General features: G+C 67.7%; 23 protein-coding genes. 12 read left to right on the forward strand and 11 right to left on the reverse strand.

Annotated features, from left to right (window positions below; all coding sequences use genetic code 11):
- Positions 1-7 precede the first annotated feature (7 nt).
- Complete coding sequence (locus tag AVZ66_RS11710) at positions 8-604, forward strand: DUF502 domain-containing protein (RefSeq protein WP_058984254.1); 597 nt, start codon at positions 8-10, stop codon at positions 602-604.
- Here AVZ66_RS11710 and AVZ66_RS11715 read toward each other — a convergent pair whose 3' ends face one another.
- A complete protein-coding gene (locus AVZ66_RS11715; protein WP_058984255.1) occupies positions 605-1,531 on the reverse strand; it encodes a branched-chain amino acid transaminase in 927 nt (308 codons plus the stop codon).
- Between the two features lie 143 nt (positions 1,532-1,674).
- Between AVZ66_RS11715 and AVZ66_RS11720 the strand changes: the two genes are divergently transcribed.
- Both AVZ66_RS11720 and AVZ66_RS11725 read left to right on the forward strand, forming a co-directional pair.
- On the forward strand, positions 1,675-3,129 hold the full coding sequence (locus AVZ66_RS11720) for a Na+/H+ antiporter NhaC family protein (protein WP_058984256.1): 1,455 nt from the start codon (positions 1,675-1,677) through the stop codon (positions 3,127-3,129).
- 66 nt (positions 3,130-3,195) lie between these two features.
- Positions 3,196-4,239 carry a ferredoxin--NADP reductase gene (locus AVZ66_RS11725; protein ID WP_058984257.1) on the forward strand — a complete coding sequence of 348 codons (1,044 nt, stop codon included), beginning with the start codon at positions 3,196-3,198 and terminating at the stop codon, positions 4,237-4,239.
- Positions 4,240-4,278: 39 nt separating this feature from the next.
- On the opposite strand, the gene ribB is transcribed toward AVZ66_RS11725, so the two are convergent.
- The 3 genes from ribB to twy1 all read right to left on the reverse strand — a co-directional run bounded on the left by ribB (position 4,279) and on the right by twy1 (position 6,657).
- On the reverse strand, positions 4,279-4,941 hold the full coding sequence (gene ribB / locus AVZ66_RS11730; protein ID WP_058984258.1) for a 3,4-dihydroxy-2-butanone-4-phosphate synthase: 663 nt from the start codon (positions 4,939-4,941) through the stop codon (positions 4,279-4,281).
- Complete coding sequence (locus tag AVZ66_RS11735; protein ID WP_058984259.1) at positions 4,925-5,629, reverse strand: DUF120 domain-containing protein; 705 nt, start codon at positions 5,627-5,629, stop codon at positions 4,925-4,927. The genes ribB and AVZ66_RS11735 overlap by 17 nt, the downstream gene beginning before the upstream one ends.
- A 71-nt stretch (positions 5,630-5,700) precedes the next feature.
- Positions 5,701-6,657 carry a 4-demethylwyosine synthase TYW1 gene (twy1, locus tag AVZ66_RS11740; protein WP_058984260.1) on the reverse strand — a complete coding sequence of 319 codons (957 nt, stop codon included), beginning with the start codon at positions 6,655-6,657 and terminating at the stop codon, positions 5,701-5,703.
- A 122-nt stretch (positions 6,658-6,779) separates the two neighbouring features.
- On the opposite strand from twy1, the gene argS reads away from it, so the two are divergent.
- On the forward strand, positions 6,780-8,534 hold the full coding sequence (gene argS / locus AVZ66_RS11745) for an arginine--tRNA ligase (RefSeq protein ID WP_058984261.1): 1,755 nt from the start codon (positions 6,780-6,782) through the stop codon (positions 8,532-8,534).
- 155 nt (positions 8,535-8,689) lie between these two features.
- On the opposite strand, the gene AVZ66_RS11750 is transcribed toward argS, so the two are convergent.
- Positions 8,690-9,532 (reverse strand): MinD/ParA family protein, encoded by an 843-nt coding sequence (locus AVZ66_RS11750; RefSeq protein WP_058984262.1) that lies wholly within the window; start codon positions 9,530-9,532, stop codon positions 8,690-8,692.
- A 132-nt stretch (positions 9,533-9,664) separates the two neighbouring features.
- Between AVZ66_RS11750 and prf1 the strand changes: the two genes are divergently transcribed.
- Positions 9,665-10,915, forward strand: a complete 1,251-nt coding sequence (prf1, locus tag AVZ66_RS11755; RefSeq protein WP_058984263.1) for a peptide chain release factor aRF-1 — start codon at positions 9,665-9,667, stop codon at positions 10,913-10,915.
- Positions 10,916-11,169: 254 nt separating this feature from the next.
- Positions 11,170-11,439, forward strand: coding sequence for a hypothetical protein (locus AVZ66_RS11760; protein ID WP_058984264.1), 270 nt, complete (start codon positions 11,170-11,172; stop codon positions 11,437-11,439).
- 54 nt (positions 11,440-11,493) lie between these two features.
- Here AVZ66_RS11760 and AVZ66_RS11765 read toward each other — a convergent pair whose 3' ends face one another.
- Positions 11,494-12,489: a radical SAM protein gene (locus AVZ66_RS11765; RefSeq protein ID WP_058984265.1), complete on the reverse strand. Its 996-nt coding sequence runs from the start codon at positions 12,487-12,489 to the stop codon at positions 11,494-11,496.
- Between the two features lie 119 nt (positions 12,490-12,608).
- Here AVZ66_RS11765 and AVZ66_RS11770 point away from each other — a divergent pair, with 119 nt between their 5' ends.
- Complete coding sequence (locus AVZ66_RS11770; RefSeq protein WP_058984266.1) at positions 12,609-13,706, forward strand: DUF373 family protein; 1,098 nt, start codon at positions 12,609-12,611, stop codon at positions 13,704-13,706.
- Here AVZ66_RS11770 and AVZ66_RS11775 read toward each other — a convergent pair.
- From AVZ66_RS11775 to AVZ66_RS11790, 4 genes are all read right to left on the reverse strand, one after another.
- Positions 13,703-14,545 carry a polyprenyl synthetase family protein gene (locus tag AVZ66_RS11775; protein ID WP_058984267.1) on the reverse strand — a complete coding sequence of 281 codons (843 nt, stop codon included), beginning with the start codon at positions 14,543-14,545 and terminating at the stop codon, positions 13,703-13,705. The two genes, AVZ66_RS11770 and AVZ66_RS11775, sit on opposite strands and share 4 nt — an antisense overlap.
- 115 nt (positions 14,546-14,660) lie before the next feature.
- Entirely contained in the window at positions 14,661-15,635 is a 975-nt protein-coding gene (locus tag AVZ66_RS11780) for an electron transfer flavoprotein subunit alpha/FixB family protein (protein WP_058984268.1), read from the reverse strand.
- Positions 15,636-15,693: 58 nt separating this feature from the next.
- Positions 15,694-16,533, reverse strand: a complete 840-nt coding sequence (locus AVZ66_RS11785; RefSeq protein WP_058984269.1) for an electron transfer flavoprotein subunit beta/FixA family protein — start codon at positions 16,531-16,533, stop codon at positions 15,694-15,696.
- Positions 16,534-16,614: 81 nt separating this feature from the next.
- Positions 16,615-17,769 carry a hypothetical protein gene (locus AVZ66_RS11790; protein WP_058984270.1) on the reverse strand — a complete coding sequence of 385 codons (1,155 nt, stop codon included), beginning with the start codon at positions 17,767-17,769 and terminating at the stop codon, positions 16,615-16,617.
- Between the two features lie 196 nt (positions 17,770-17,965).
- Between AVZ66_RS11790 and AVZ66_RS11795 the strand changes: the two genes are divergently transcribed.
- On the forward strand, positions 17,966-19,168 hold the full coding sequence (locus AVZ66_RS11795) for a hypothetical protein (RefSeq protein ID WP_058984271.1): 1,203 nt from the start codon (positions 17,966-17,968) through the stop codon (positions 19,166-19,168).
- A gap of 51 nt (positions 19,169-19,219) precedes the next feature.
- Positions 19,220-19,762 carry a type IV pilin gene (locus tag AVZ66_RS11800; RefSeq protein WP_058984272.1) on the forward strand — a complete coding sequence of 181 codons (543 nt, stop codon included), beginning with the start codon at positions 19,220-19,222 and terminating at the stop codon, positions 19,760-19,762.
- On the opposite strand, the gene AVZ66_RS11805 is transcribed toward AVZ66_RS11800, so the two are convergent.
- Positions 19,678-20,316: a methyltransferase domain-containing protein gene (locus tag AVZ66_RS11805; protein WP_058984273.1), complete on the reverse strand. Its 639-nt coding sequence runs from the start codon at positions 20,314-20,316 to the stop codon at positions 19,678-19,680. The two genes, AVZ66_RS11800 and AVZ66_RS11805, sit on opposite strands and share 85 nt — an antisense overlap.
- A gap of 102 nt (positions 20,317-20,418) precedes the next feature.
- Between AVZ66_RS11805 and ahaH the strand changes: the two genes are divergently transcribed.
- The 3 genes from ahaH to AVZ66_RS11820 are packed head-to-tail and all read left to right on the forward strand — an operon-like array spanning position 20,419 to position 23,208.
- Complete coding sequence (ahaH, locus tag AVZ66_RS11810; protein WP_058984274.1) at positions 20,419-20,751, forward strand: ATP synthase archaeal subunit H; 333 nt, start codon at positions 20,419-20,421, stop codon at positions 20,749-20,751.
- Positions 20,738-22,930, forward strand: a complete 2,193-nt coding sequence (locus tag AVZ66_RS11815) for a V-type ATP synthase subunit I (protein WP_058984275.1) — start codon at positions 20,738-20,740, stop codon at positions 22,928-22,930. Before ahaH ends, AVZ66_RS11815 begins: the two co-directional genes overlap by 14 nt.
- A 5-nt stretch (positions 22,931-22,935) precedes the next feature.
- Positions 22,936-23,208, forward strand: coding sequence for an ATP synthase subunit K (locus AVZ66_RS11820; RefSeq protein ID WP_058984276.1), 273 nt, complete (start codon positions 22,936-22,938; stop codon positions 23,206-23,208).

Below are 23,208 nucleotides of genomic sequence, written 5' to 3' on the forward strand. Positions count from 1 at the left end.
AGCCAGTATGACCTCGTGGAAGCGGGACTTCGCGAGCGGGCTCGTGGTACTCGCCCCGATTCTGGTCACGCTGTACGTCCTCTACTGGCTGTTCTCGCTCATCGCGCGGTTCTCGCTGCTCGCGACGAACGTCGACGATCCCGTCGTGGCGGTCAGTCTGACCGTCGTCATTTTCGTGTTGCTGGTGTTCTCCGTGGGCTACCTGATGCGGACCGCGCTGGGGACGTTCGCGGAGGAAGTGTTGGACAGCCTCGTCAACCGACTGCCGGGGCTGCGAATCGTCTACAACGCCTCGAAGATGGCCGTCGAGACGGTGCTGTCGGGCAACGAGGCGGAGTTCCAGAAGCCCGTGAAAGTCGAGCCGTGGGACGGGATGCGCCTGACCGCGTTCAAGACGGGGAAGACGACCCCGGACGGCCGCGAGGTGGTGTTCATGCCGACCGCGCCGAACATCACTTCGGGGTTCGTGATGGAGCTCGAACCCGAGGACATCGAGGACGCCGACGAGTCCACGGAGGACGCGCTCACGCGAGTGCTGTCGGCGGGGTTCGGGGAGAACGAGCGCGACGTCCCCGAGCCGTTCACGGGCGAGGACGACGAGTAGTTAGACGTAGTGGAACCACTCTTCGCGGTCGCCGGTCTCGACGGCGTCGAAGAACGCCTGCTGTAGCTCCTCGGTGACGGGGCCGCGGGTGCCGGCGCCGATTTCGACGTTGTCGACCTGCCGGATGGGCGTGACTTCCGCGGCGGAGCCGGTGAAGAACAGTTCGTCGGCGGTGTTGAGTTCGCCCCGCGAGATGGAGACGTCGTCGTGGACGGTGTAGCCGCGCTCCTCGGCGAGCGTGATGACGGTGTCGCGGGTGATGCCGTCGAGGATGCTCTCGGAGAGCCCGGGCGTGAAGATTTCGCCGTCGCGCACGAGGAAGAGGTTCTCGCCGGGGCCTTCCGCGACGTTGCCCTCCTTGTTGAGAACGATGGCTTCCGTGTAGCCGTTGCGGCGGGCTTCCTCGCCGGCGAGCATGGAGTTGACGTAGAGGCCGGTGGTCTTGGCGTTGGTCGGAATCTGGCTGGAGGCGTGCTTGCGCCACGAGGAGACCATCACTTCGACGCCCTCTTCGAGCGCTTCCTCGCCGAGGTACGTCCCCCACGGCCACGCGGCGATGGTGACGTCTGTCGGGCAGTCCTTCGGGGAGACGCCCAGCGAGTCGTAGCCGAAGTACGCGATGGGGCGGACGTAACACGACGCGAGGTCCTGCCGGTCGAGCAGTTCGACGGTGGCTTCGGTGAGTTCCTCGCGGGTAAAGTCGATTTCGAGGTCGTACGGTTTCGCGGACGCGAACAGCCGGTCTAGGTGCTCCTCCCAGCGGAACAGCGCGGGGCCGTTGTCGGTGTCGTACGCGCGGACGCCCTCGAAGACGCCGCTGCCGTAGTGGAGCGCGTGCGTGAGCACGTGGACTTGGGCGTCGTCCCAGTCCACGAAGTCGCCGTTCATCCAGATGGTGTCGACGTCCATGTCTTCGAAGCCGCTCATACTCCCGGGAAGGACGGGCCGTATCATAAAACCACGAGTGCCGGCCACCGGTAGTGGTTTGTTGTCAGTCCGATATACATTGTGAATGTCCCGCAATAATTCAACCGAGGTGTTTAATTACTGTAGAGAATTACAATGGGACGATGAGCGACACCGAATCCCTCACGTACGAGGACATCGACGAGGCCCGCCGCCCCAGCCTCGTCGAGGCGCTCGTGCCCATCGCGGCCGTCGTCGTCTCGCTCGGCGTCGGTTCGGGCTACCTCGGCCTCGCACCGCACGCGCCGCTCCTCTGGAGTATCGCATTCACCGGCCTGTTCGCGCGCTACCGGCTCGGCTACGACTGGGACGGCGTCTACGACGCCGCCGCCTCCGGCCTCAAGATGGGGCTGCAGGCGATTCTCATCCTGTTCGTCATCTACGGGCTCATCGCCACGTGGATCAGCGCCGGCACCATCCCCGGCCTGATGTACTACGGGCTCGGCACCCTGACGCCCGTGGTCTTCCTACCTGTGACCGCCGTGCTCGCCGCCATCGTCGCGTTCGCCATCGGCTCCTCGTGGACGACCGTGGGGACGCTCGGCGTCGCGTTCGTCGGCATCGGCGAGGGACTCGGTGTCCCGCTGGCGATGACCGCGGGCGCCATCGTCTCCGGCGCGTACGCCGGCGACAAGCAGAGCCCCCTCTCTGACACCACGAACCTCGCGGCCGCCGTCACGAACGCCGACCTCTACGACCACATCAAGGCGATGCGCAACGGCACCGCCATCGCGTTCGGCCTCTCCGTGCTCGCGTACGCCGTCCTCGGCGTCTACTTCATCGAGGGCGGCACCACCGACATCGCGGCCATCAGCGGGCCGCTGGCTGACTCGTACGCGCTCGGCCCGCTCGTGTTCCTGCCGCTCGTGGTGACCTTCGGCCTCGCGCTCCGCGGCTACCCGCCGCTTCCCTCGCTGATTGCGGGTATCTTCGCGGGCGTGCTCACCACCGTCGTCGCGCAGGGCGTCGGCTTCACCGCCGCGTGGAACATCTTCCTCAACGGCACCAACCCCGCCACGGGGAGCAAACTCGTGAATGGGCTGCTCGACGTCGAGGGGATCTCGGGGTCGGCGTGGACCATCTCCGTCGTCGTCGCCGCGCTGTCCCTCGGCGGCCTGCTCGAACGCACGGGCATCCTCGCGACGCTCGCCCACTACCTCACGCGGGCCGTCTGGTCGCCGGGGTCGCTGGTCGCCGGCACCGGCGTCGCGGCCATCGTGACCAACGCCTTCTCCGCCCAGCAGTACATGAGCATCGTCGTCCCCGGGATGAGCCTCCGGAACCTCTACGACGAGTACGACCTCCCCGAGACGGACCTCTCGCGGGCCGTCGAGGCCGCCGGCACGCCGACCGGGCCGTTCTTCCCGTGGCACGCCGGCGCCGTCTTCATGACGAGTCAGCTCTACCCGAACACCGCGGGCGCCATCTCTTGGCTGTGGGTGCCGTTCTACTTCTTCGGCATCCTCTCGCCGCTCGTGCTGTTCGCGATGGCGCTGACCGGCCACGGCTACACGCGGAACCCCGACCGCGGCGACGCCGCGCCCGCCGCGGACGACTGACACGGCGCACGCACTGTTGCCGCCTCGCCCCGACAGGGTGAAGCGGCTGGCGGCCCCCTTTCCCGTATGTCCAACACCGTCGTTCGCGAGCACGCGTCCCAGCACGACGCCATCGCGGACCTCCCGCTCATCACGCGCTCCGCTCGCGTGACCGAGGTGGAGACGATGGACCAGGACCGCCGCCCCGCCGTCCGCGCCGCCGTCACCGACTGGCTCGACGAGTACGGCCTCCTCGACGAGTACGGCGCCGTCGAGCGCGACGGCGACCTCGCCGCGGTTCGGAAACGACTCTCCAGAGACGGGCCGGCGGACCTCGCGCGCCGGGTCGCGTCGCTCGCCGAGCGCTACGACCGCCCGAAACCGATGCTCGCCCGCGCCCGCTTCGCCACCGACGACGACGTCGACTTCGTCGCCGGCCAGTACGTCGGCCTCCGGTACGACGGCACCTCCCGCGCGTACTCGCTCTCGAACTCGCCGACCGAGGACGAACTCGAAATCTGCGTCCGGCGGGTACCGGGCGGCCGGCTCTCGCCGCTCATCTGCGACGACCTCTCGGTCGGCGACGAGGTGACCGTCCGCGGGCCGTACGGCGACCTGGTGCTCCAGGACCACTCTCCGCGCGACCTCGTCTTCCTCGCGACGGGCACCGGCGTCACGCCGCTGAAGAGCATGATAGACTACGTGTTCGAGACCGGGCGCGACGAGTACGGCGGCGAGCAGCGCGACGTCTGGCTGTTCCTCGGCGCCGCGTGGGCCGACGACCTGCCGTTCCGCGAGGCGTTCCGGGAGCGCGACCGCACCCGCGACAACTTCCACTTCGTCCCCTGTCTGAGTCGCGAGCTCACGCTCTCGGAGTGGGACGGCGAGACGGACTACGTCCAGCACGCGCTCCTGAAACACACCGACCCGGCCACTGTCACCGCGCCGCTGGGTGAGCGCCTGGAAGCCTGGCTCCGCGAGGAGCCCCGGTCGGGCGTGTCGAAGCGACTGGACCCGAACGACGCGGAGGTGTACGCCTGCGGCATCAACGCGATGGTCCACAGCCTCGTGACCGCGGCGGAGAAACTCGGCGTCCCGCCGGAGCGAATTCTCTCGGAAGGGTTCGGGTAGAGAGCGACGAGCGCGAACAGCGGGGAGAAGAGTGCGAGTTCAGTTCTCGAACGCCGCCAGCAGGTCGCTGCCCTCGACGTAGACGAGGCCCTCGCGGTCGGCGTACGCCTTCGCGTCCGCGACCGAGAGCGCTTCGCCCGTCTCGTCGTCGAGCATCTCGCAGACGACCGCGGCGGGCGCGACGCCGGCTTCCTCGGCGAGCGCGACCGCGAGTTCCGTGTGGCCCTTCCGGTGGGACAGCGACGGCGCCGAGCGGAGGACGTGGACGTGGCCGGGCGCGCGGAACTCCGCCGCGAAGTCGACGCTCGCGGGGTCGGCGGCCGCGTCGGCGAGTTCCGTGATGGTGAGCGCGCGGTCGTCGTCGGTGATGCCCGTGTACGTGTCGCGCTGGTTCACGGGCAGCGAGAACGACGAGCGGTCGTCGTACCCGAGGTGGCCGTGGTCCGCTGCGGGGTGGTCGATGACGTCGCCGAGGAACGGGAGGTCGAAGGCGTCCGCCGCGGCGTCGTCGACGGCGACGCAGATGAGGCCGCCGGCGTCGTTTCGGAGGCGCGCGACGTCCGCGGGCGTGACCGCCGCCGCGGGGTAGACGAGGTCGACTTCGCCCTCGCGGTCGGCGGCGTCGTGGACGAGCACAGGCTCGCCGGCGCGGAACGCCGCGACCGCCGCTTCGACGCGGGAGGCGTTACTGCTCTTCGACACGGACAGTCACCTCGTCGTCGTCGAGCAGGCCGAGTTCCTCGCGGAGCTTCTCCGGCGCGATGAGTTCGACCTGCGTCTCGTCGTGGTGGGTGCGGTCCGGGACGATGACGTGCGCGGGCGAGAACGTGCCGTCGTCGCTCTCGACGGTGGCGTGGTAGCACGTCGCCGGGCCGTAGGTGCGCTCCTCGTCCTCCCAGCCCTCGATGCGGACGCCGTCCATCGCTTCCAGCGCGGAGCGGGCGCGTTGGCTCTCCGCGCTGAGGTCGACGTTGAGCGTGCCGAGGTACGGCTCGTAGCCGAGCTTCTCCTCGAACTGGCGCATGTAGCCGGGGAGGCTGATGTAGTGGCGGCCCTCGCCCATCCCGCTGGTGACGGTCCCTTCCAGGGCGAGTTCGCCGGCGTCCTCGAAGATGCGGCGGTAGTCCTCGTACTCGCGTTCGAGCGTGCGCTCGCCGTCGTCGGTGATGGCGACCCACTGGCCGTCGTTGACGAGATCCCGCCGGACGAGGCCCGCGTCCTCCAGCGCTTGGAGGCGCCGGGAGGCGGTCTGGTTGGAGGCGTCGAGGCGGCCCGCGAGGTCCCCGCAGGAGACCTTGACTTCGCCGCGGCGCGCGCCGTCGAGCGCGAGCAGCTTCAGCACGGCGAGCTCGTCGAACCCGACCTCGCTCGTGCCCGTTGCTTGCGACATACCACGAGATTCGGGCGCGCGCCGCATAAGAATACCGGAAGTGGAACGCGTCCCGAAAGTGTGAGGGATGGTCAGTCCGCCGTCGAGCCCGCCCAGAACTCCGAGTCCGCGCGGAGCTTCGGCACCCACGTGTCCTGCTCGCGGGCGAGCAGCGCCACCCGCGAGACCTCTTGGTCGCGCAACACCGTGTGCTCGGGCATGTGCGCTTGCACCTCGCGGGCGAATTCGAGGACGTCCTCGTGATTCGGCATCGCGTCCCGGTCGAGGCGGTCCCGCGAGTCCCCGACGTGCATGTACGCCTTCAGCTCCACGAAGTCGGGGTCCGCGCGCTCGAAGAAGCCCGCGTACCAGTCCGGGTTCTGCATGTTCTCGCCGCCGACCAGCGTCGTCCGCAGGACCGTCCGCGTGTCGTCTTTGTCGTGGAGCACGTCCATCGTGTCCACGAGCTTCTCCCACGCGTCGTCCTCCGTCGCGCCCACCACGTCGTCGAACGTCGCGCGCTCGGGAGCGTCCACGGAGACGTACAACTGCGTCGGGTCGCACTCCGCCAACACGTCGGGCCGCGTGCCGTTCGAGACGAGGAACGTCGTCAGTCCGCGGTCGTGGAACTCCTCCAGTAGCTCCGGGAGGTAGGGGTACAGCGTCGGTTCGCCGTCCAGCGAGATGGCGACGTGGCGCGGGTCCATCGCCTCCTCGAAGCGCTCGCGGGGCACCTCGTCGTTGCCGCCGAACCCCGAGAGCAGTTTCTTCTGGAGTTCGATGGAGGCGTCCACCACCGCCTCCGGGTCGTCCCACTCCACGCCGTCCAGCTCGTACGTGTGGCCAGCGTGGTCGCGCCAGCAGAACACGCAGCGCTCGTTGCAGCGCACCACGGGCGTCATCTGGATGCAGCGGTGCGAGCGGATGCCGTAGAACGCGTGCTTGTAACAGGTGCCCTCGCCGCGCAGGGAGTTCGCCGTCCAGCCACACGTCTGCGCGGCGGTGTGGTTGTCGTGGTGGTAGTCCGGGTCGTCCACCTGCTTGGGCATACCCCGGGATTCGGCGAGCGCGTGGAAAAACGTGGCGCTACGCCCCACCGACGCGGTTCCCCGCGGCCGCGCCGCTCGCCCGCTTCGGAAATCCCTTTAGCCGTCGCGTCGAACGGGCGAGCATGTTCATCGCTTTCCGCCGGGAAGTCGAGGCGGCGCTCGACGCCGCGCTCGACGACCTCGGCTACCCGACCGAGGACCTCGGCATCGAGGAACCGCCAGCGGACGTGCCCGCCGTGCTCGCGTCCAGCGTGGCGTTCCGACTCGCCGGCGAGGCGCAGGCGCCGCCGCCGGAAGTCGCCGCCGAAATCGCCGACGCCATCGACCTCTCCGACGCGGAGTACGTCGCCAGCGTGTCCACGCAGGGCCCGTACGTGAACTTCACGCCCAGCGAAGCGTACTTCGAGGGGACGCTCGCTGACGCACAGGAGACCGAGTGGGGTCGACTCCCCGACACCGACACCTCCGTCGTCGTCGAGCACACGAGCGCGAACCCCACGGGGCCGGTCCACGTCGGGCGCGCCCGCAACCCGATTCTCGGCGACGCGCTCGCTCGCGTCCTCGACTACGCCGGCTACGACGTCACCCGCGAGTACTACGTCAACGACGCCGGCCGACAGATGGCGGTGTTCACGTGGGCGTACGAGACCTTCGACGAGAGCGACCTCCCCGAACCCGGGCGCGAGAAGGACGACTACGAACTCGTGCGCTACTACCGGAAGGGCAACGCATTCCTCGAAGACGGCGACCCCGAAGCCGTCGAGGACGCCGAAGCCGAAATCGCGTCCATCATCGAGGGACTTGACGCCGGCGACGAGGACACCTACGAGCGCGTCGGCGAGGTCGTCGACCAGGTGCTCGGCGGGATGAAGCAGACCCTCGACCGCCTCCCCGCGACCTTCGACGAGTTCGTCAAGGAGACGCGGTTCCTCCGGGACAGCGCCACGCACGACGTCGTCGAACGCCTCCAGGACTCGGAGTACGCCTTCGAGGAGGAGGACGCGTGGCAACTCGACCTCGACGACTGGGACATCGAGCAGTCGTTCGTCTTCCTGCGCTCGGACGACACCACCCTCTACACCACCCGCGACCTCGCGCACCACGAGTGGAAGTTCGACACCTTCGACCAAGCCATCACGGTGCTGGGCGAGGACCAGGAACTGCACGCGAACAAGCTCAACGCCGCGCTGGACATCCTCGGCAACGACACCGACCAACTCGAAGAGGTGTTCTACGCGTGGGTGAACCTCCCGGGCGGCGAGTCGATGAGTACGCGGCAGGGCACGGGCGTGGACATGGACGACCTGCTCGACGAAGCGGTCGCACGTGCCGAGGAAGCCGTGCGCTCCCGGCTGGACGACCGCATCCGCGGCGACGACCTCACCGAGGAGGACGTCGAACGCATCGCGCGGCAGGTCGGCATCGGCGCGGTGCGCTACGACATCGTCTCCAAGCAGCCCACGAAAGCGATCACGTTCGACTGGGAGGACGCCCTCGACTTCGAGGGGCAGAGTGCGCCCTACATCCAGTACGCGCACGCCCGGGCTTGCGGCATCGCGGCGGAAGCCGACGGCCTCGACGCCGAGTTGGACGCCGGCCTGCTGGACACGCCCGAGGAGCGCGACCTCCTGAAGGCGATTGCGCGGTTCCCGGGCGTCGTCGAGGAAGCCGCGGCGGACCGCGAACCTCACCAGGTCGCGACGTTCGCCCGCGAGTTCGTAGACACGTTCAACGCGTTCTACCGCACCCGGCACGTCCTCAGCGAGGACGTCGACGACGACGTGGCGGCCGCCCGCCTCGCGCTCGTGAACGCCGCGCGGCACACGCTGGCGAACGCGCTGGACGTACTCGGCATCGAAGCGCCGGAGTCGATGTAGGCCGGAAGAACAGCTACAGCGCGCCGACGAACACCAGCGACCCGTAGGCGATGAGCAGTGCGACGACGACGTAGACCAGCAGCCAGCCGGTCGAGACGGAGTTCTCGTTTGCCATAGTCGACACTCGGCGGCCGTACTCGCTTAATTGTTCCCGTTCAGCCGAGGCGACCGCCCGTCAGCCGCGACAGCAGCGACCGATTCTTGGCGTCCGTCTCGTCGTCCGCGACTTCCGCGAACGCCGCGCCCGCCGACACCTCGCCGTCGGCCTCGCCGTCCCGGAACGACACCGGCGGCGACTCACCGAGTAGCTCGTAGCCGAGTTCGCGGTACGACTGCGCCGCGGGGTTCTCGGGCGCGAAGACGACCAGCGGCTCCCCGGCCTCCTCGCTATCGGGGACCGCGCCGTCCTCGGGAATCGACCCGAGCAGCGGCGCGTCGATTCGGTCGACGGCCTCGTCGACGTCCACTGCGGACCCGCCCACGCGCGTCAGAATCAGCCCCGTGACCTCGCCGCCGACGCGCTCGGCGAGGTCGAGGGTCTTCGCGGTGTTTTCGAGCGCGGCGACCTGCGGCGTCGACACGAGCAACACGTCGTCGGCGAGCCCGAGTGGCACGGTCGTGTCGTGGCTGAGGCCGCCGCCCGTGTCCACGATAGTGACGTCGTACTCCGCGCGGAGGTCTTCGGCGACCTCGCGGAGCTTCGAGGGGTCCGCGCGTCCGAAGTCCTCGATGTGCGTGCCGCCGACCATCACGTCGAACTCCCCGGGCGCCGCCCCGACGGCGTCCAGCGTGTCCGCCTCGCCCGCGAGCACGTCGTGCAGCGTCGCCTCCGCAGGTTCGACATCAAGGACGGCGCCGACGTTCGCCATCCCGAGGTCGTAGTCCACGAGGACGACCGAGCGGTCGGCTTCGGCCATCACCGCCGCGAGATTCACGGCGGTCGTCGTCTTGCCGACGCCGCCCTTCCCGGATGCGACGGCGAACACGCGTCCAGTCATACTCCGGCGTACGTAGAGTGGCCCTTAAAGCGTTGGGCGGGATTTGGGGCGCGACCGGCCGAGAACCCACCGAGCGCGACGCCACCCCGGAGGTCAAAGGTTACTTACGCGCACGACGGCTATCTCGGGGTAATGAGCGAGCAGGAGGGCGCACCGTCCGAGGACCGCCGAAAGTACGAGTTCCAGAAGGTCATCGAGGACCTCAAGGACTACACCGGGAGCGGCACCCAACTGGTGACCATCTACATCCCCCCGGACAAGCAGATTTCGGACGTCGTCGCCCACGTCACGCAGGAACACTCCGAAGCCTCCAACATCAAGTCAAAGCAGACCCGAACGAACGTCCAGGACGCACTCAAGTCCATCAAGGACCGACTGCGGTACTACGACACGTTCCCGCCGGACAACGGCCTCGTCGTCTTCTCCGGCGCCATCGACAGCGGCGGCGGCCGCACCGACATGGTGACAGAAGTGCTGGAGTCACCACCCCAGCCAATCGAGTCGTTCCGCTACCACTGCGACGACGCGTTCCTCACCGAACCCCTCGAAGAGATGCTCGGGGACAAGGGCCTCTACGGCCTCATCGTCCTCGACCGCCGCGAAGCCAACGTCGGCTGGCTGAAGGGCAAACGCATCGAGGCCGTCAAGTCCGCGTCCAGCCTCGTCCCCGGCAAACAGCGCAAAGGCGGACAGTCCGCACAGCGGTTCGCCCGCCTCCGACTGGAAGCCATCGACAACTTCTACCAGGAGGTCGCCGGAATGGCCGACGACCTCTTCGTCCCGCGGCGCCACGAAATCGACGGCATCCTCGTCGGCGGCCCCTCCCCGACGAAAGACGAGTTCCTCGACGGCGACTACCTCCACCACGAGCTCCAAGACACGGTCCTCGGGAAGTTCGACGTCTCCTACACCGACGAGTCCGGCCTGAAGGAACTGGTCGACCGCGCGCAGGAAACGCTCGCGGAAGCCGACCTGATGGACGACAAGTCCGACATGGAGGAGTTCTTCAAAGAGCTCAACGGCGGCGACCTCGCCACCTACGGCTTCGAACCCACGCGGAAGAACCTCGTCATGGGCTCCGTCGAGACACTGCTCATCTCCGAAGACCTCCGCAAGGACGTCGTCACCTACGAGTGCCCCAACGGCCACGAAGAACGCGAACTCATCAGCCAGCGCGCCGACACCCCCGAACACACCTGCTCGGAGTGCGGCGAAGACGCCGAGAACGCCGAACGAGACGACGCCATCGACCACCTCATGGAGATTGCCGACCAGCGCGGCACCGACACCCACTTCATCTCCACCGACTTCGAGAAAGGCGAACAACTGCTCACCGCCTTCGGTGGGATTGCCGGGCTGCTGCGCTACGGCACGGGCGTGTAAAAGCACTTTTTGCTGCGCGAGCGGCGCTACGCGCCGCTCGCTGGCAAAAACTTGCGGAAAAAGCACTCCTCGCTCCCTACGGTCGCTCGTCGGCCTCGCGGCTTCGCCGCGAGTGAACCGCTCGCCTCGGGTCTTTCAGACCGCTCGGCTCGCGGATGCTGTTCTTCGTTGATGTAGTGGCTCACGAGCAACCGCCGTTTCGCCGACAGGGACAGGTACTTGTTACTCGGTCACATGGACCAAGACGCATCGCTATGAAACCGTGCCAAAACTGTCAGGCGGTCATCGACGAGTACATCTTGGACAAAGAACTCGAACCCCTGCGTGACCTCACAGTCGACGACTTCAACGTCTGCGCCGACTGTGTCACGGTCGTCGACGACGCGTGCGTGGAGTGTGGCGGCGCGGTGTACGTCCCCCGAGGCGCCTCGGGAACCCCCGACTTCTGTCCGGCCTGCCGCTCGGAGCGCATCGAGCGCACGGGCCACGACCCCGGCTGGCACCGTGACGCAATCTCGACCTGACGCGGCCCAGCCACCCTACTTCCCGGCTGCTGTCGAAGAAAAGAACGGTCGTAGCTACGCCAGCGGCGTCCGCTCGACCACTTGCCCGTCGTACGTCGGGTACTGCTCGACGATTTCGCCGCTGTCGACGTCGCCGTCCTCGACCATCTCTTCGAGGAGCCACCACGCCACCTCGACGTGGTCGGACTTCACCGTGTAGAACTCGTCGGGAACGCCGAGTTCCCGGATGCGCTGGGGGCTGACGGTCGTTTTCCCGTAGACGAGCGTGCCGTCCTCGGTGACGTCGTCGAACTCCCGGCGGACGTTCCGCGCCATGCGCTTCAGGCGCGAGCGGTGCTGGGCGGCGTCCTTGAAGACGCTCGTGCAGAAGTACACCTTCTCGTGGTCGGCCATCTCCTCGAGGATGGCGTCCTTCGAGCCGTCGACGGCGCTCATGTGGTCCTCTTGGAGCTCGTAGCCGGCGTCCTGCATGCGCTCGTAGTTGCCGTCGCTCATCTCGAACTCGTTGACGTTGCAGAAGTCAGCGGCGCCCTCGTCGAGGAAGTCCAAGAACTCCTGCTCGGCGCGGATGCCGGGAATCTCGAACGCGGGGGTCAGGCCCTCCTCGCGCGCGATGTACAGAATCTCCTCCCACTCGGTGCCGTGGAGGTCGCCCCACTGCTCGTACGGCGGGTGGAAGCGAATCTCGTCGAGACCGGCCTCCGAGAGGCGGCGCATGTTCTCGCGGCCGCCCGTGATGCCCGTGTAGAGGTGCGTGTGGTGGTCCTCTCCGAACTCGTCCTTCAAGAGGCGGAGGTACCGACACGTGCGGTCCAGCACTTCCTGCGGCTCACCGCCCGTGATCGAGGTGCCGAGCGCGTCCATCAGCTTCGCTTCCTGCACGATGTCCTCGTCGTCCTCGACGGGACGCTCGTTGGCGTACACCTGCTGGACGTTCTTCCGGTTCTCGCCCAACGGGCAGTAGAAGCAGTCACGCTGGTCGCAGTACCCGTAGACGAAGAGCACCATCTTGCCGCCCTTCGCGCACTGCTCGCAGCCCTTCGAAATCATTCGTTGAAACGCGTCTACTCCCCGAAGGCTGAAAAACTGTGCGAATCGGGGTGGACGAACGTCCGCTCGGCTGAGGTGTCCCGAAAACAGTTATACCGCCCACACGTACCCTCCACCGAATGCTGCTCGTGCTGTGCGTGGACCTCGACGACGACCTCGGTCGCAAGACCGGCGTGCCGACGCCCGTGGTCGGTCGCAACGAGGTCGAGCACGCCGCGGTGTCGCTGGCGGAAGCCGACCCCGAGGACAGCGACGTGAACGTCCTCTTCGAGGGCGTCCACCTCCACGACAAGTACAGCACCGACGAAGACGTGGAGGTCGCCGCCGTCACCGGCCTCGAACGCGGCGACGTCGCCGCGAACCGTAAGGTCGGCCGCGAAGTCGACGAGGTGCTCGCGAGCGTCCAGAGCGACGACCCCGTCCGCGCGGTGGTCGTCACGGACGGCGCGCAGGACGAGTCCGTCGTCCCGGTCATCCGCTCGCGCGTGCCCATCGACGCCGTCAAGCGCGTCGTCGTGCGGCAGGCCCAGGACCTCGAATCGATGTACTACACGCTCAAGCAGGTGATGAACGACCCCGAGACCCGCGGGACGCTGCTGGTGCCGCTGGGAATCCTGTTGCTCATCTACCCGCTGGCGGTGCTCGCGGACGTGCTCGGACTTCCGGGCGCCGTCCTCGGCGTCTCCTCGGCAGCGGTCGGACTGTACGCGCTGTTCCGCGGCCTCGGCCTCGAATCGACCGTGGACGCCGGCGTCGAGCGCGTGCGCTCGGGGCTATATACGGGCCGTGTGACGCTCATCACGTACGTCGTCGCGGCCGCCCTGCTGGTCATCGGTGGCGTCGAAGGGGTGAACGAACTCGCCGCGGTCCGCGAGAGCACCGCGGAGTCGCTGGCGCCGTCGACGGTGCTGGCGGCGCTCACGTACGGCGCCGTCCGGTGGTTCGCGGCCGCCGGCCTCACGACGAGTCTCGGGCAGGTCACCGACGAGTACCTCGCCGAGCGCTTCCGCTGGCGGTACCTCAACGCCCCCTTCTACGTGCTCTCTATCGCCGCTGTCCTCCACATGCTGTCGGCGTTTTTCCTCGGGTACGTCACGCTCACCGAACTCGCCGCGGTGCTGACGGCGGGGACGCTGGTGAGCGTGCTGTCGACGCTGACGTTCGCGGTCGTCGAGTCGTGGCGAGCCGAGCGGAAGGGCGGCCCGGACGCCGCCTAGGCTTCCCGGGAGACGACGAACTCCGCGAGATACTCCAAGTAGTCGTAGGCTTCCCCCGCCGGCAGGTCGAGGCTGTCGAGGGCCTCCATCGCGCGCTCGCTCTCGCGTTCGGCGAGCGCGTTCAACTCCGCCGGCGAACGGTCGGTGACGCGAACGATGCTCGGACGGTCCATCTCCTCGTCGATGCCCGCGGGCTTTCCGAGGTCCTCGCTGTCCGCGGTGGCGTCGAGGACATCGTCCCGAATCTGGAACGCGACGCCGACCCGTTCGGCGTACTCCCCGAGCGCCTCTATCGAGCGGCCGTCCGCGTCCGCGGCAATCGCGCCGAGCTCCGCGGCCGCGCGGAACAGCGCGCCCGTCTTCCGGCGCGCCAACTCCATGTACTCGGCTTCCGTCTCGGGCCGGTCGACGAGTTCGATGGCCTCGCCCTCACCGAGCTCGACGAGCGCATCGGTCACGCACTCCATCGCACGCGGGTCCCGGGAGAACAGCGCGAACGCCTCCCCGAGCAGGCCGTTCGACGCAATCAGCGCGGGGCCGTGCTGGAACTCCGCCCACGCGCTGGCCTTCCCGCGGCGGAGCGCCGACTGGTCGATGATGTCGTCGACGACGAGGGAGGCGTTGTGCACGAGTTCGACGCCGACCGCGAACCCCATCGCGTCCTCGCTGTCCCCGCCGGCGGCCTCGCAGACGAGCACGGTGAGCGTCGGCCGCACGCGCTTGCCGCCCGCGAGCACGACGTGTTCGAGTTCGTCGCTGAGTTCCGACGGCTCCACGGCCGCGACGGTCTCCGCGAGCCGCTGTTCGATGGCGGCGCGGCGCGCCTCCACGTACTCCATTACCCGTCTCTCGGGGATTCGCGCGGAAATATATGACGGGATTTCCCGGCCAGCGGCGCGCACGCGTCGCTTCCGGTCCGACAGAACCGCGAAGAAAACGTGAGTCGTCGAGCGCTCAGACGCTCGGCGCGTCCCCGCCGAACTCCTCGATGAGCGCGGGCACGACGTCGAAGAGGTCGCCGACGACGCCGTAGTCCGCGATGTCGAAGATGGGCGCGTTCGGGTCGGTGTTCACCGCGATAATGGTGTCCGCGCCCTTCATCCCGGCGACGTGCTGGACGGCGCCCGAGATACCGATTGCGAGGTAGACGTCCGGCGTCACCTGCTTGCCGGACTGGCCGACCTGCCGGTTCTTCGGGAGCCAGCCGTTGTCCACGATGGGGCGCGACGAGGAGAGCGTCGCGCCGGTGACTTCGGCGAGTTTCTCGACGAGTTCGAGGTTCTCCTCCTCCTCGATGCCGCGGCCGATGGAGACGAGGAAGTCCGCGTCGCCGATGTCGACGTCGCCGCCGCCGACCTCCTCGAAGCCCTTCACGTTCGACCGAACGGCGTCCTCGTCGATGTCGACGTCGAACGCCGAAATTTCGGCGTCGCCAGTACCCTCAGCAGGCGGCCACTCGCCGCCACGAATCGACACCGCGAACGGACCTTCTGCGACGTCGACGGTCGTCTCGACCTTCGAGCCGTACATCTCGCGGGTGACTTCCAGCGTGCCGTCCGCGTAGTCGAGGTCGGTCGCGTCGGAGACGTACGGGCGGTCGAGGCGCGTCGCGACCGCGGGCGCGTAATCGAGGCCGTTGACGCTGTTAGGCACCACGACGACCTCTGGGTCGAGTTCTTCCGCGAGCGCCACGACCGCCTGCGTGTAGACGTCGTGGTTGAACTCCTCGCCGTAGTCGACGGTGTGAATCGCGTCGACGCCGTCGCGGTTCAGTTCCTCGGTGAACGACTCGACGTTCCCCGAGACGACGGCGGCGTGGAGGTCGCCGCCCGTGGCGTCCGCGAGTTCGCGGCCCGCCGAGAGCAGTTCGAGACTGACGTCGCGCAGGTCGCCGCGACGGTGGTCGGCGACAACGAGCACGTCGGTCATTGGCTCTCACCCCCGGTGAGAACGATGACGTCGTCGGGCGTGGAACGTCCGACGGAAGTCATTCGCCGACCACCCCCTTCTCGCGGAGCACGTCAGCGAGCTTCCCGGCCTGCTCGCCGGCGTCGCCGTCGAGGTACTGCGCGTCGCTCTCGGTCTCGGGTTCGTACATCGCTGTCACGTCGAGGCTGCTCGCCACGTCGCTGATTCCGAGGTCGTCGAGGCTCTGCACGTCGATTTCCTTCGACTGGGCCTGACGGATGCCCCGCAGGCTGGCGTACCGCGGCTCGTTGATGCCCGTCTGGATGGCCAGCACTGCTGGGAGTTCGATGTCGGTGAGTTCCTCGACGCCGCCCTCCAGTTCGCGGCGGACAGAAGCGACGCTCTCGTCGAGAACCGTCTCGGTGTCGAGGGCGTTCACAACCGCCGCCCACTCGAAGCCGAGCGTCTCCGCGAGCGCCACGCCGGTCGCGCCGAAACTGTCGTCGTTGGCCTGCACGCCGGAGAGCACGAGGTCGGGGTCCTCGTCCGCAACGACCGCCCCGAGCAGTTCGGCCTTCGTCTCCACGTCCAGCAGTTCGACGTCCTCGATGGCGTCGTCCCAGACGCGGACCGCGCGGTCGGCGCCCTTCGCCAGGGCCATCCGAATCGTCTCCTCGCTGCGCTCCGGCCCGATGGTGACCGCGACGACTTCGACGTCGTCATCAGGTTGTACCTGATTGCTCGCCGAGCTCTGCTCGGCGCTGTCGCCGGCTTCCGCGAGCTGGACGGCTTCCTCGACGGCGTAGTCGTCCCACTCGTTGAGGTCGTAGTCGAGGTACGTCTCCTCGATTTCCGTGCCGGAAATCTCGAAGTCGTCCTCGACAGTAGCGACCTCCTTGACGGTGACGAGAACCTTCATCGTGCGTGAGTGCTCCGGGACGCAGGTAAACGTTTTCGGAACTGCGAGGAGCGCACGAACAGTTTCTCCGGGACCGGGGCGCTACTCCTCGTCGACGCCGCCGTCGACGCCCTCGCCGGGCAGCGAGATGAGGTTCTCGCGGCCGATACGGAGCTTCTCGACGCGGTCGTCGTCGGCCATCGAGGAGAGCAACTGGGAGACCTTCGCGGTCGACCACCGCGTCTCCTCGACGATTTCGGACTGCTTCATCCGGCCGCCGTGCTCGCGCAGCAGCCGCTCGACGCGCTCCTCGTCGCTCAACAACTCGGGGTCGGTTCGCTCGGACTCTGAGTCTGTGTCGCCGCCCGCACTCGGCGAGGACGCCGCGGCCCCGCCGGTCCCGGTCACCGCTCCGGCGTCTGCTGGTGGTTCGTCGCTCTCAGAGTCGTCGCTCGCGTCGGTGCTGGTGACCTCGTCGCGAACGCGGTCCAGCCACGAGGACGCGGGCTCGTCGCGGTAGTACGCCCACACGGTCGCGGCGCCGACGACCAGCGCGAGTACGCCGACTGCGACGAGTACGACGACGGAGACGCCGACCACGCTGTCGTTCTCCGTGAACTCGGCGAACGGCTCGTCGGCGCCAAACGTCTGCGGCCCCGACCAACGGTACCCGTTGTTGACGATGCTCGTGTCCGGCAACACGCGCTCCGTGTCGTAGCCCTCCGGCGAGCGGAGGGTCAGCGTCTGGTTCGCCGAGAGGTCGCCGAACCACTGCGTGGAGAACGAGTCGACGACCAGTCGCTCGTCTTCGACGCGGGAGAAGTTCGTCCACGTGAACCGCAGTGAGAGCACGCCCGTGGAGTTGTTCCCGTGCTCGACGACGCGCGACGACCGGCTGGCGTCCCGGATTTCCATGGGTCGGCCGACGCGGTCGCTGACCGACGGGACGACCGCGCGGAACACGTCCACCGAGAACTCGGTGTCAGTCACACCCGTCTCGAACCGGTCGCGAAGCCGTTCGAACGCCGCGGTGGCGTTGTCGCCTTCGAGAGTGTACTTCGAGGAGACGGTCCAGCGAGCCGCGCCGTCGGGCTGCACTTGGACGGTGATGTCGACGCCCGACGCTTCCAGTCCTGCGTCATCTTGGAGGGCGGCCGACTGCGGAGCGGCCGGCTGCGGAGCGGGCGCTCCGACTGTACCGGCCACGGGCACAGCGAGGAGACAGACAACGGCGACGAGGAGGGCGGCCTGCCGCATACCAGTTCCGTCCACCCCGCTCGTGCAAAGTATTTTCTATCCGGTGGAACCCACCAGCTCGCTGACTTCACGCCGGACGCCCCACGTCAGTCGTCGCTGCGCACGACAAGCGCCACCCCCGGTGGGCTTCGACCGGGACTCGGCCGCGGTCGTCGTCTCCGCATCGCTTTTGTCGGGTGCGGTCGAACGCGTTCCCATGTCCCGCGTCCGCCCCGCCCTCGCCGCGGTCCTCCTCGTCGTCGCCACGACGGCCACACTCGCCGCCGGCGGCGTCGCCGCGCCCGTCGAGCCCAGCGACAGCCCCGTCGTTGGCACCTCCGAGCAGTCCACGCACGTCCTCCTCCTCACGGAGGTTGACGCGGCGGCGTACAACGAACCGAACGCGTCCGTGACGAGCACGCTCGAATCCGGCCACGCGGCCCTCGGCGACAACCTCCAACTCGGGACGGTCGAGCAGCGCCTCGCGGCGACGGAGAACCGGTCCGCCCGCCGCAAAATCCTCCAGAACGCCACCGACGAGGCCGCCGAACGCGTCGCGGAACTCCGTGCTCGGGCGACGGCCGCCCACGACGCGTACACCGACGGCGACATCACGGCCTCGGCGTACGTCCGCACGCTGGGCACGATTCACGCGGAAGCCAGCAGTCTCTCCTCGATACTCGGCAGCACGTCCGCCGCCGGAACGCTGTACACGCACGCCTACGACGACGGCTTCTCGGAGATCGGTACGCGAGTGTACCGGCTCCGCGCGCAGTTGGCGACAGTGCAGGGGCCGGTCCGGGAGCGCGTCGCGGCGGTCGTCCACGGTGACCGCGACCAGATTCGCGTCCACCTGACGGTCGGCAACGGCGTCATGCTCTCGACCATCACCGACGGCCGCTACGTCCGCGAGACTGTCCGCCCCGACAACGTCGAAGAGAACCTCGGCGGGGACATCTCGGAAGCGCCCGCCATCATCCAGACGCAGTACCCGTGGCTGTCGAACCACTCGACGTCGCCGAGCATCGAGACGCGCGGCGGGTACGCCTTCTACTACACGGCGAACTACGGCCACGGCCAGATTTCGGCGTACATCGACACGACGACCGAGCGGGTCTACGTCGAACGCCACCAGCAGACGCTCTCGCAGCTCCCCGCAGACACCGGACAGACCGACACGGAGAACAACGTGACGCTGACGACCTCCCGGACGTACACGGGCGGGCCGCTGCTCGTGCAGGTGGAGAACGAAGCCGACGAACCCCTCGATACGACCGTCTCCCTGAATGGGGAAACTGTCGGTGACACGGGCGACGACGGTCGGCTCTGGCTGCTGAGTCCCGCTGGCGAGTACAGCGTCTCGACGGTCCACGACGGCGCGACGCTGGAGGCCAACGTGACTGCGCGGCCGTCGCCCTGACGACGCGGCCCGTCCGAGGGTTCTTGTCCGAGCGCGCGACCACTGGAGCGCGTGCCCCGCGGCTACGCGCCCGTCGCGGTCGTCCTCCTGCTCGCGGTCACCGTCGCCACCGCGGCAGCCGTCGCGACGGCGGTTCCCGTCCTCCCTGGTGACCCGCCGCCGCAGCGCGGCATCGACGCCGACGCGACCAGCGACGGCCGCGTCGCGGTGACGGTGCTGGCCGGGGAACCGCTCGACGTGCGCGAGGCGACCGTGCGGATTTCCGTCGACGGAAAGCGACTCGCCCACCAGCCGCCAGTTCCGTTCTTCGCCGCGGCCGGATTTCGCGGCGGCCCAACGGGACCGTTCAACGTGGCCGCCGACCCGACGTGGAATGTGGGGGAGACGGCGTCGCTGCGGGTGGCTGGGACGAACACCCCCGCGTTGCGAGCGGGCGCGTCGCTCAGGGTTGAGGTGTACGTCGACGGCCGCGTCGTGGCCGTCGCTGAAACGACAGTCGAGAGAAGTAATCAGTCCGCGGCTTCGTCGTCCGCCGGTGCTCGCGCGAGTGTGACGATTGCGCGCGGGCTGCCGGGTTTCGCCTGCATCACGTGATTTTCCACGTCGACGAAGCCGGCTTCGGCGAACATTCGGTCGGCCTCGTCCTCGTCGTAGAACAGCATGATTGCGTCGGCGACCTTCTGGAACACCGTCGAGTTCGGGTAGTCGGGACCGACGACAACGGTCCACTCGCCGGGCTTCAGGACGCGGCGAATCTCGCGCAGGCCCTCGACCGGGTTGGGCCAGTACTCGATGGACCCCGACGACCACACCGCGTCGAAGGAGTCGTCCTTGAACGGCAAGCGCTCGGCGTCCCCGTAGTGGAACGCCACGTCGTCGTGGCGCCCGAACTTCGCGAACGCCTTCTCCAACTGGTGGGGGCTCTGGTCGAGCCCGCAGACGTCGTCGGTGTACTGGAGGATTCCCTCGGTCCCGAACCCGGTGCCACAGCCCACGTCGAGGACGCGGTCGTCGGCGTCCAAGTCGAGCATCGCCAGCGCCTCGTCGCGCATCTCCTCGTTCCACACGAACGGGTTGACGCGGTCGTACACCTTCGAGAGGTACTTGTAGAAGGTGCGCGCTCGCGCCTTGTCTTCGAGGACTCCCATTGCCCCGGAATTGCGCCCGAAGACGCATAATAGCTTGCGTTAGCGCCCGCGAACTTCGCAACTACCATATAGGCCGTGGCCAAAGGTCCGCCCGGTAAGTGTATGCCAAGGCCAGAGGTTCTCGAAAACATCAAATCGGCAGAATCGGACGCCGACGACATCGTGGCTGAGGCGGAGGAGGACCGGGAGCAACGGTTGTCCGAAGCCCGACAGCGAGCCGATGAGATCCGCAGCGAAGCGGAAGAGGAGGCTCGCGAGCTGAAAGAACAAGAACTCGAAGAGGCGCGCGAAGACATCGAAGCGGAGCGTGACAGCATCCTCGAAAACGGGGAAACCGAACGCGAGCAACTCGAATCGCTCGCTGAGGAGAACGACGAGGACGCAGTCGCGTACGCCGTCGAACAGTTCGAGGAGGCGGTACATGCTCAGACCTGAACGCATGAGCAAGGTGTCGGTGACGGGCTCGAAGCGCGTCATCGACGACGTCATCGAGACGATTCACGACCTGAATCTCGTCCACCTCTCGGACTACGACGGCGACATCGAGGGGTTCGATAACGGCAACCCGATGGAGGGCGCCGACGACGCCTCCGAGAAGCTCGTCACGGTGCGGTCGCTGCAGTCGACGCTCGACGTCGACGAGGCCGACGCCGGCCCGACCCGCATCGTCACCGACGAAGCGCTCGAAACCGAACTCGAAGAGATTCGCGTCGAGGTCAACGACCTCGACGACCGCTACGGTGAACTCGAGGACGAACTCCGCGACATCGACGAGCGAATCGACGCCGTCGAACCGTTCGCGGACCTCGGCATCGACCTCGACCTGCTCGGTGGCTACGACAGCCTGCAGGTCGCAGTCGGTGAGGGGAACGCCGACGACGTCCGCGACGAACTCCGGACCGCGGAACCCATCGAGGCGTTCGAGGTCTTCGAGGGGGACGACACGCTCGCGGTGTTCGCGTACCCGCGCAGCGACGACCCCGACGCGCTCGACGACGCGCTCGTCGGCGTGGAGTTCGCGCGACTGGAGGTCCCGGACGCCGAGGGTAGCCCCGAAGCGTACGTCGAGGAACTCCGCCACGACCGCGAGACCATCGAGTCGAAACTCGACAGCGTGGAGAGCGAACTCGACGACCTCCGCGTGGAGCACGCGGGCTTCCTGCTGGCCGCCGAGGAGAAACTCTCCATCGATGTCCAGAAGGCGGAAGTTCCGCTGCAGTTCGCGACCACCGAACACGCGTTCGTCGCCGAGGGGTGGATTCCCAGCGACGAGTACGCGACGTTCGTCGAAGGGCTTCAGGACGCCGTCGGCGAGCACGCTGCGGTCGAAGAACTCGAACAAGCGGAGTACGAGCCGTCCGGTCACGGCCACCACGGCCCCAGCGACGAGCCGGAGCCGGTCACGGACGACGAAACCGAGGCCGCGACCGACGGCGGTACGGCGGCCGAGTTCGACGAGGACGACAGCCCGCCGGTCATCCAGGACAACCCCGGTGTTGCGCGACCGTTCGAGGCGCTGACCGAGGTCATCAACCGACCGAAGTACACGGAGCTCGACCCGACGGTCGTGTTGTTCCTGACGTTCCCGGCGTTCTACGGGTTCATGATCGGGGACCTCGGGTACGGCATCCTGTACGGCGCACTGGGCTTCTGGCTGTACCGCGGCTTCGACAGCGAGATGATTTCGAAGCTCGGCGGTGTCGCCATGTGGGCCGGCGGATTCACGGCCCTGTTCGGCGTTCTGTACGGCGAGATATTCGGACTCCACCTCGTCACGGAGTACCTGTGGCACGGCGCGCTCGGCCTCGCGGACGCCCCGCTGAAGAAGGGGCTCCACGTCAGCGCGTTCGCCGAACTGTGGCTCGCGGCGAGCCTCCTGTTCGGTATCGCCCACCTCGCAATCGGCTACGTGTTCGGGCTCGTCAACGAGACGCGCTCGCACGGCCTGAAGGCCGCCGTCACGGAGAGCGGCGGTCCGCTCCTGCTCATGGCGGGTGTCGGCGCGTGGCTGTTCAGCACGCACATGCAGTCCGGCGGCGGTCCGCGCCCCGAACTGCTCTACCGCGCACTGGAACTCCCGCCCATCGTCGGCATCGTGGGCCTCGCGCTCGCGGTGCTTGGACTCGTACTCGTGACGATTGGCGAGGGCGCCGCCGGGTTCCTCGAGAGCCCGACGTACGCGCTCGTCAACACCGTCTCCTACACGCGGATTGCGGCGGTCCTGCTCGCGAAGGCGGGCATGGCGTACGTCGTCAATCTGCTCGTGTTCGGCGCCTACGAACTCCACCTCGAAGAGCCCGAGACCGTCGAGTACATGTTCGGTCTGTTCTCGGCGACGCTCGAACACGAGACGCACTTCATGCTGTTCAACACCCACACCCACGGGGGCGAAGTGCTGTTCCCCGGCCTGATTCACATGGGTACCGCGGGGGTGCTCGGCGGCATCGTCGTGTTCGTGCTCGGCCACCTTCTCGTGTTGGCGCTCGGCGTCACATCCGCCGGCTTACAGACGCTACGCCTCGAATACGTGGAGTTCTTTAACAAGTTTTATGAGGGCGGTGGCGAGAAGTATCACCCGTTCGGCCACCAGCGAAACTACACCACTGAGGACTAAGTAACATGATTGACGCACTCACACAGTTCGCCACGATCGCACAGGAAACGGCTACCAGCAGCAGCCCCGCAATCACCCCGAAGTCCGCCGCCGCACTCGCCGTCGGTCTCGCCGCACTCGCCGCAGGGTACGCGGAGCGCGGTATCGGTAGCGCGGCCGTCGGCGCCATCGCGGAAGACCAGGACCTCTTCGGTACGGGCCTCATTCTGACGGTCCTCCCGGAAACGCTGGTCATTCTCGCGCTGGTCGTCGTCTTCGTCGTGCCGTCCGCATTCTAA

This window comes from Halobacterium sp. CBA1132 (genome assembly GCF_001485535.1).
Lineage (GTDB): Archaea > Halobacteriota > Halobacteria > Halobacteriales > Halobacteriaceae > Halobacterium.

Excerpts from the sequence above, each read along its gene's own strand:
- AVZ66_RS11710 (WP_058984254.1), top strand. The coding sequence starts at position 8 with ATGACCTCGTGGAAGCGGGACTTCGCGAGCGGGCTCGTGGTACTCGCC.
- AVZ66_RS11780 (WP_058984268.1), bottom strand. The coding sequence starts at position 15,635 with ATGACCGACGTGCTCGTTGTCGCCGACCACCGTCGCGGCGACCTGCGC.
- AVZ66_RS11750 (WP_058984262.1), bottom strand. The coding sequence starts at position 9,532 with ATGACTGGACGCGTGTTCGCCGTCGCATCCGGGAAGGGCGGCGTCGGC.
- AVZ66_RS11765 (WP_058984265.1), bottom strand. The coding sequence starts at position 12,489 with ATGATTTCGAAGGGCTGCGAGCAGTGCGCGAAGGGCGGCAAGATGGTG.
- AVZ66_RS11720 (WP_058984256.1), top strand. The coding sequence starts at position 1,675 with ATGAGCGACACCGAATCCCTCACGTACGAGGACATCGACGAGGCCCGC.
- AVZ66_RS11725 (WP_058984257.1), top strand. The coding sequence starts at position 3,196 with ATGTCCAACACCGTCGTTCGCGAGCACGCGTCCCAGCACGACGCCATC.
- AVZ66_RS11785 (WP_058984269.1), bottom strand. The coding sequence starts at position 16,533 with ATGAAGGTTCTCGTCACCGTCAAGGAGGTCGCTACTGTCGAGGACGAC.
- AVZ66_RS11735 (WP_058984259.1), bottom strand. The coding sequence starts at position 5,629 with ATGTCGCAAGCAACGGGCACGAGCGAGGTCGGGTTCGACGAGCTCGCC.
- AVZ66_RS11815 (WP_058984275.1), top strand. The coding sequence starts at position 20,738 with ATGCTCAGACCTGAACGCATGAGCAAGGTGTCGGTGACGGGCTCGAAG.
- AVZ66_RS11790 (WP_058984270.1), bottom strand. The coding sequence starts at position 17,769 with ATGCGGCAGGCCGCCCTCCTCGTCGCCGTTGTCTGTCTCCTCGCTGTG.
- ahaH (WP_058984274.1), top strand. The coding sequence starts at position 20,419 with ATGCCAAGGCCAGAGGTTCTCGAAAACATCAAATCGGCAGAATCGGAC.
- AVZ66_RS11805 (WP_058984273.1), bottom strand. The coding sequence starts at position 20,316 with ATGGGAGTCCTCGAAGACAAGGCGCGAGCGCGCACCTTCTACAAGTAC.
- AVZ66_RS11820 (WP_058984276.1), top strand. The coding sequence starts at position 22,936 with ATGATTGACGCACTCACACAGTTCGCCACGATCGCACAGGAAACGGCT.
- prf1 (WP_058984263.1), top strand. The coding sequence starts at position 9,665 with ATGAGCGAGCAGGAGGGCGCACCGTCCGAGGACCGCCGAAAGTACGAG.
- twy1 (WP_058984260.1), bottom strand. The coding sequence starts at position 6,657 with ATGCCCAAGCAGGTGGACGACCCGGACTACCACCACGACAACCACACC.
- argS (WP_058984261.1), top strand. The coding sequence starts at position 6,780 with ATGTTCATCGCTTTCCGCCGGGAAGTCGAGGCGGCGCTCGACGCCGCG.
- AVZ66_RS11795 (WP_058984271.1), top strand. The coding sequence starts at position 17,966 with ATGTCCCGCGTCCGCCCCGCCCTCGCCGCGGTCCTCCTCGTCGTCGCC.
- AVZ66_RS11760 (WP_058984264.1), top strand. The coding sequence starts at position 11,170 with ATGAAACCGTGCCAAAACTGTCAGGCGGTCATCGACGAGTACATCTTG.
- AVZ66_RS11715 (WP_058984255.1), bottom strand. The coding sequence starts at position 1,531 with ATGAGCGGCTTCGAAGACATGGACGTCGACACCATCTGGATGAACGGC.
- AVZ66_RS11775 (WP_058984267.1), bottom strand. The coding sequence starts at position 14,545 with ATGGAGTACGTGGAGGCGCGCCGCGCCGCCATCGAACAGCGGCTCGCG.
- AVZ66_RS11770 (WP_058984266.1), top strand. The coding sequence starts at position 12,609 with ATGCTGCTCGTGCTGTGCGTGGACCTCGACGACGACCTCGGTCGCAAG.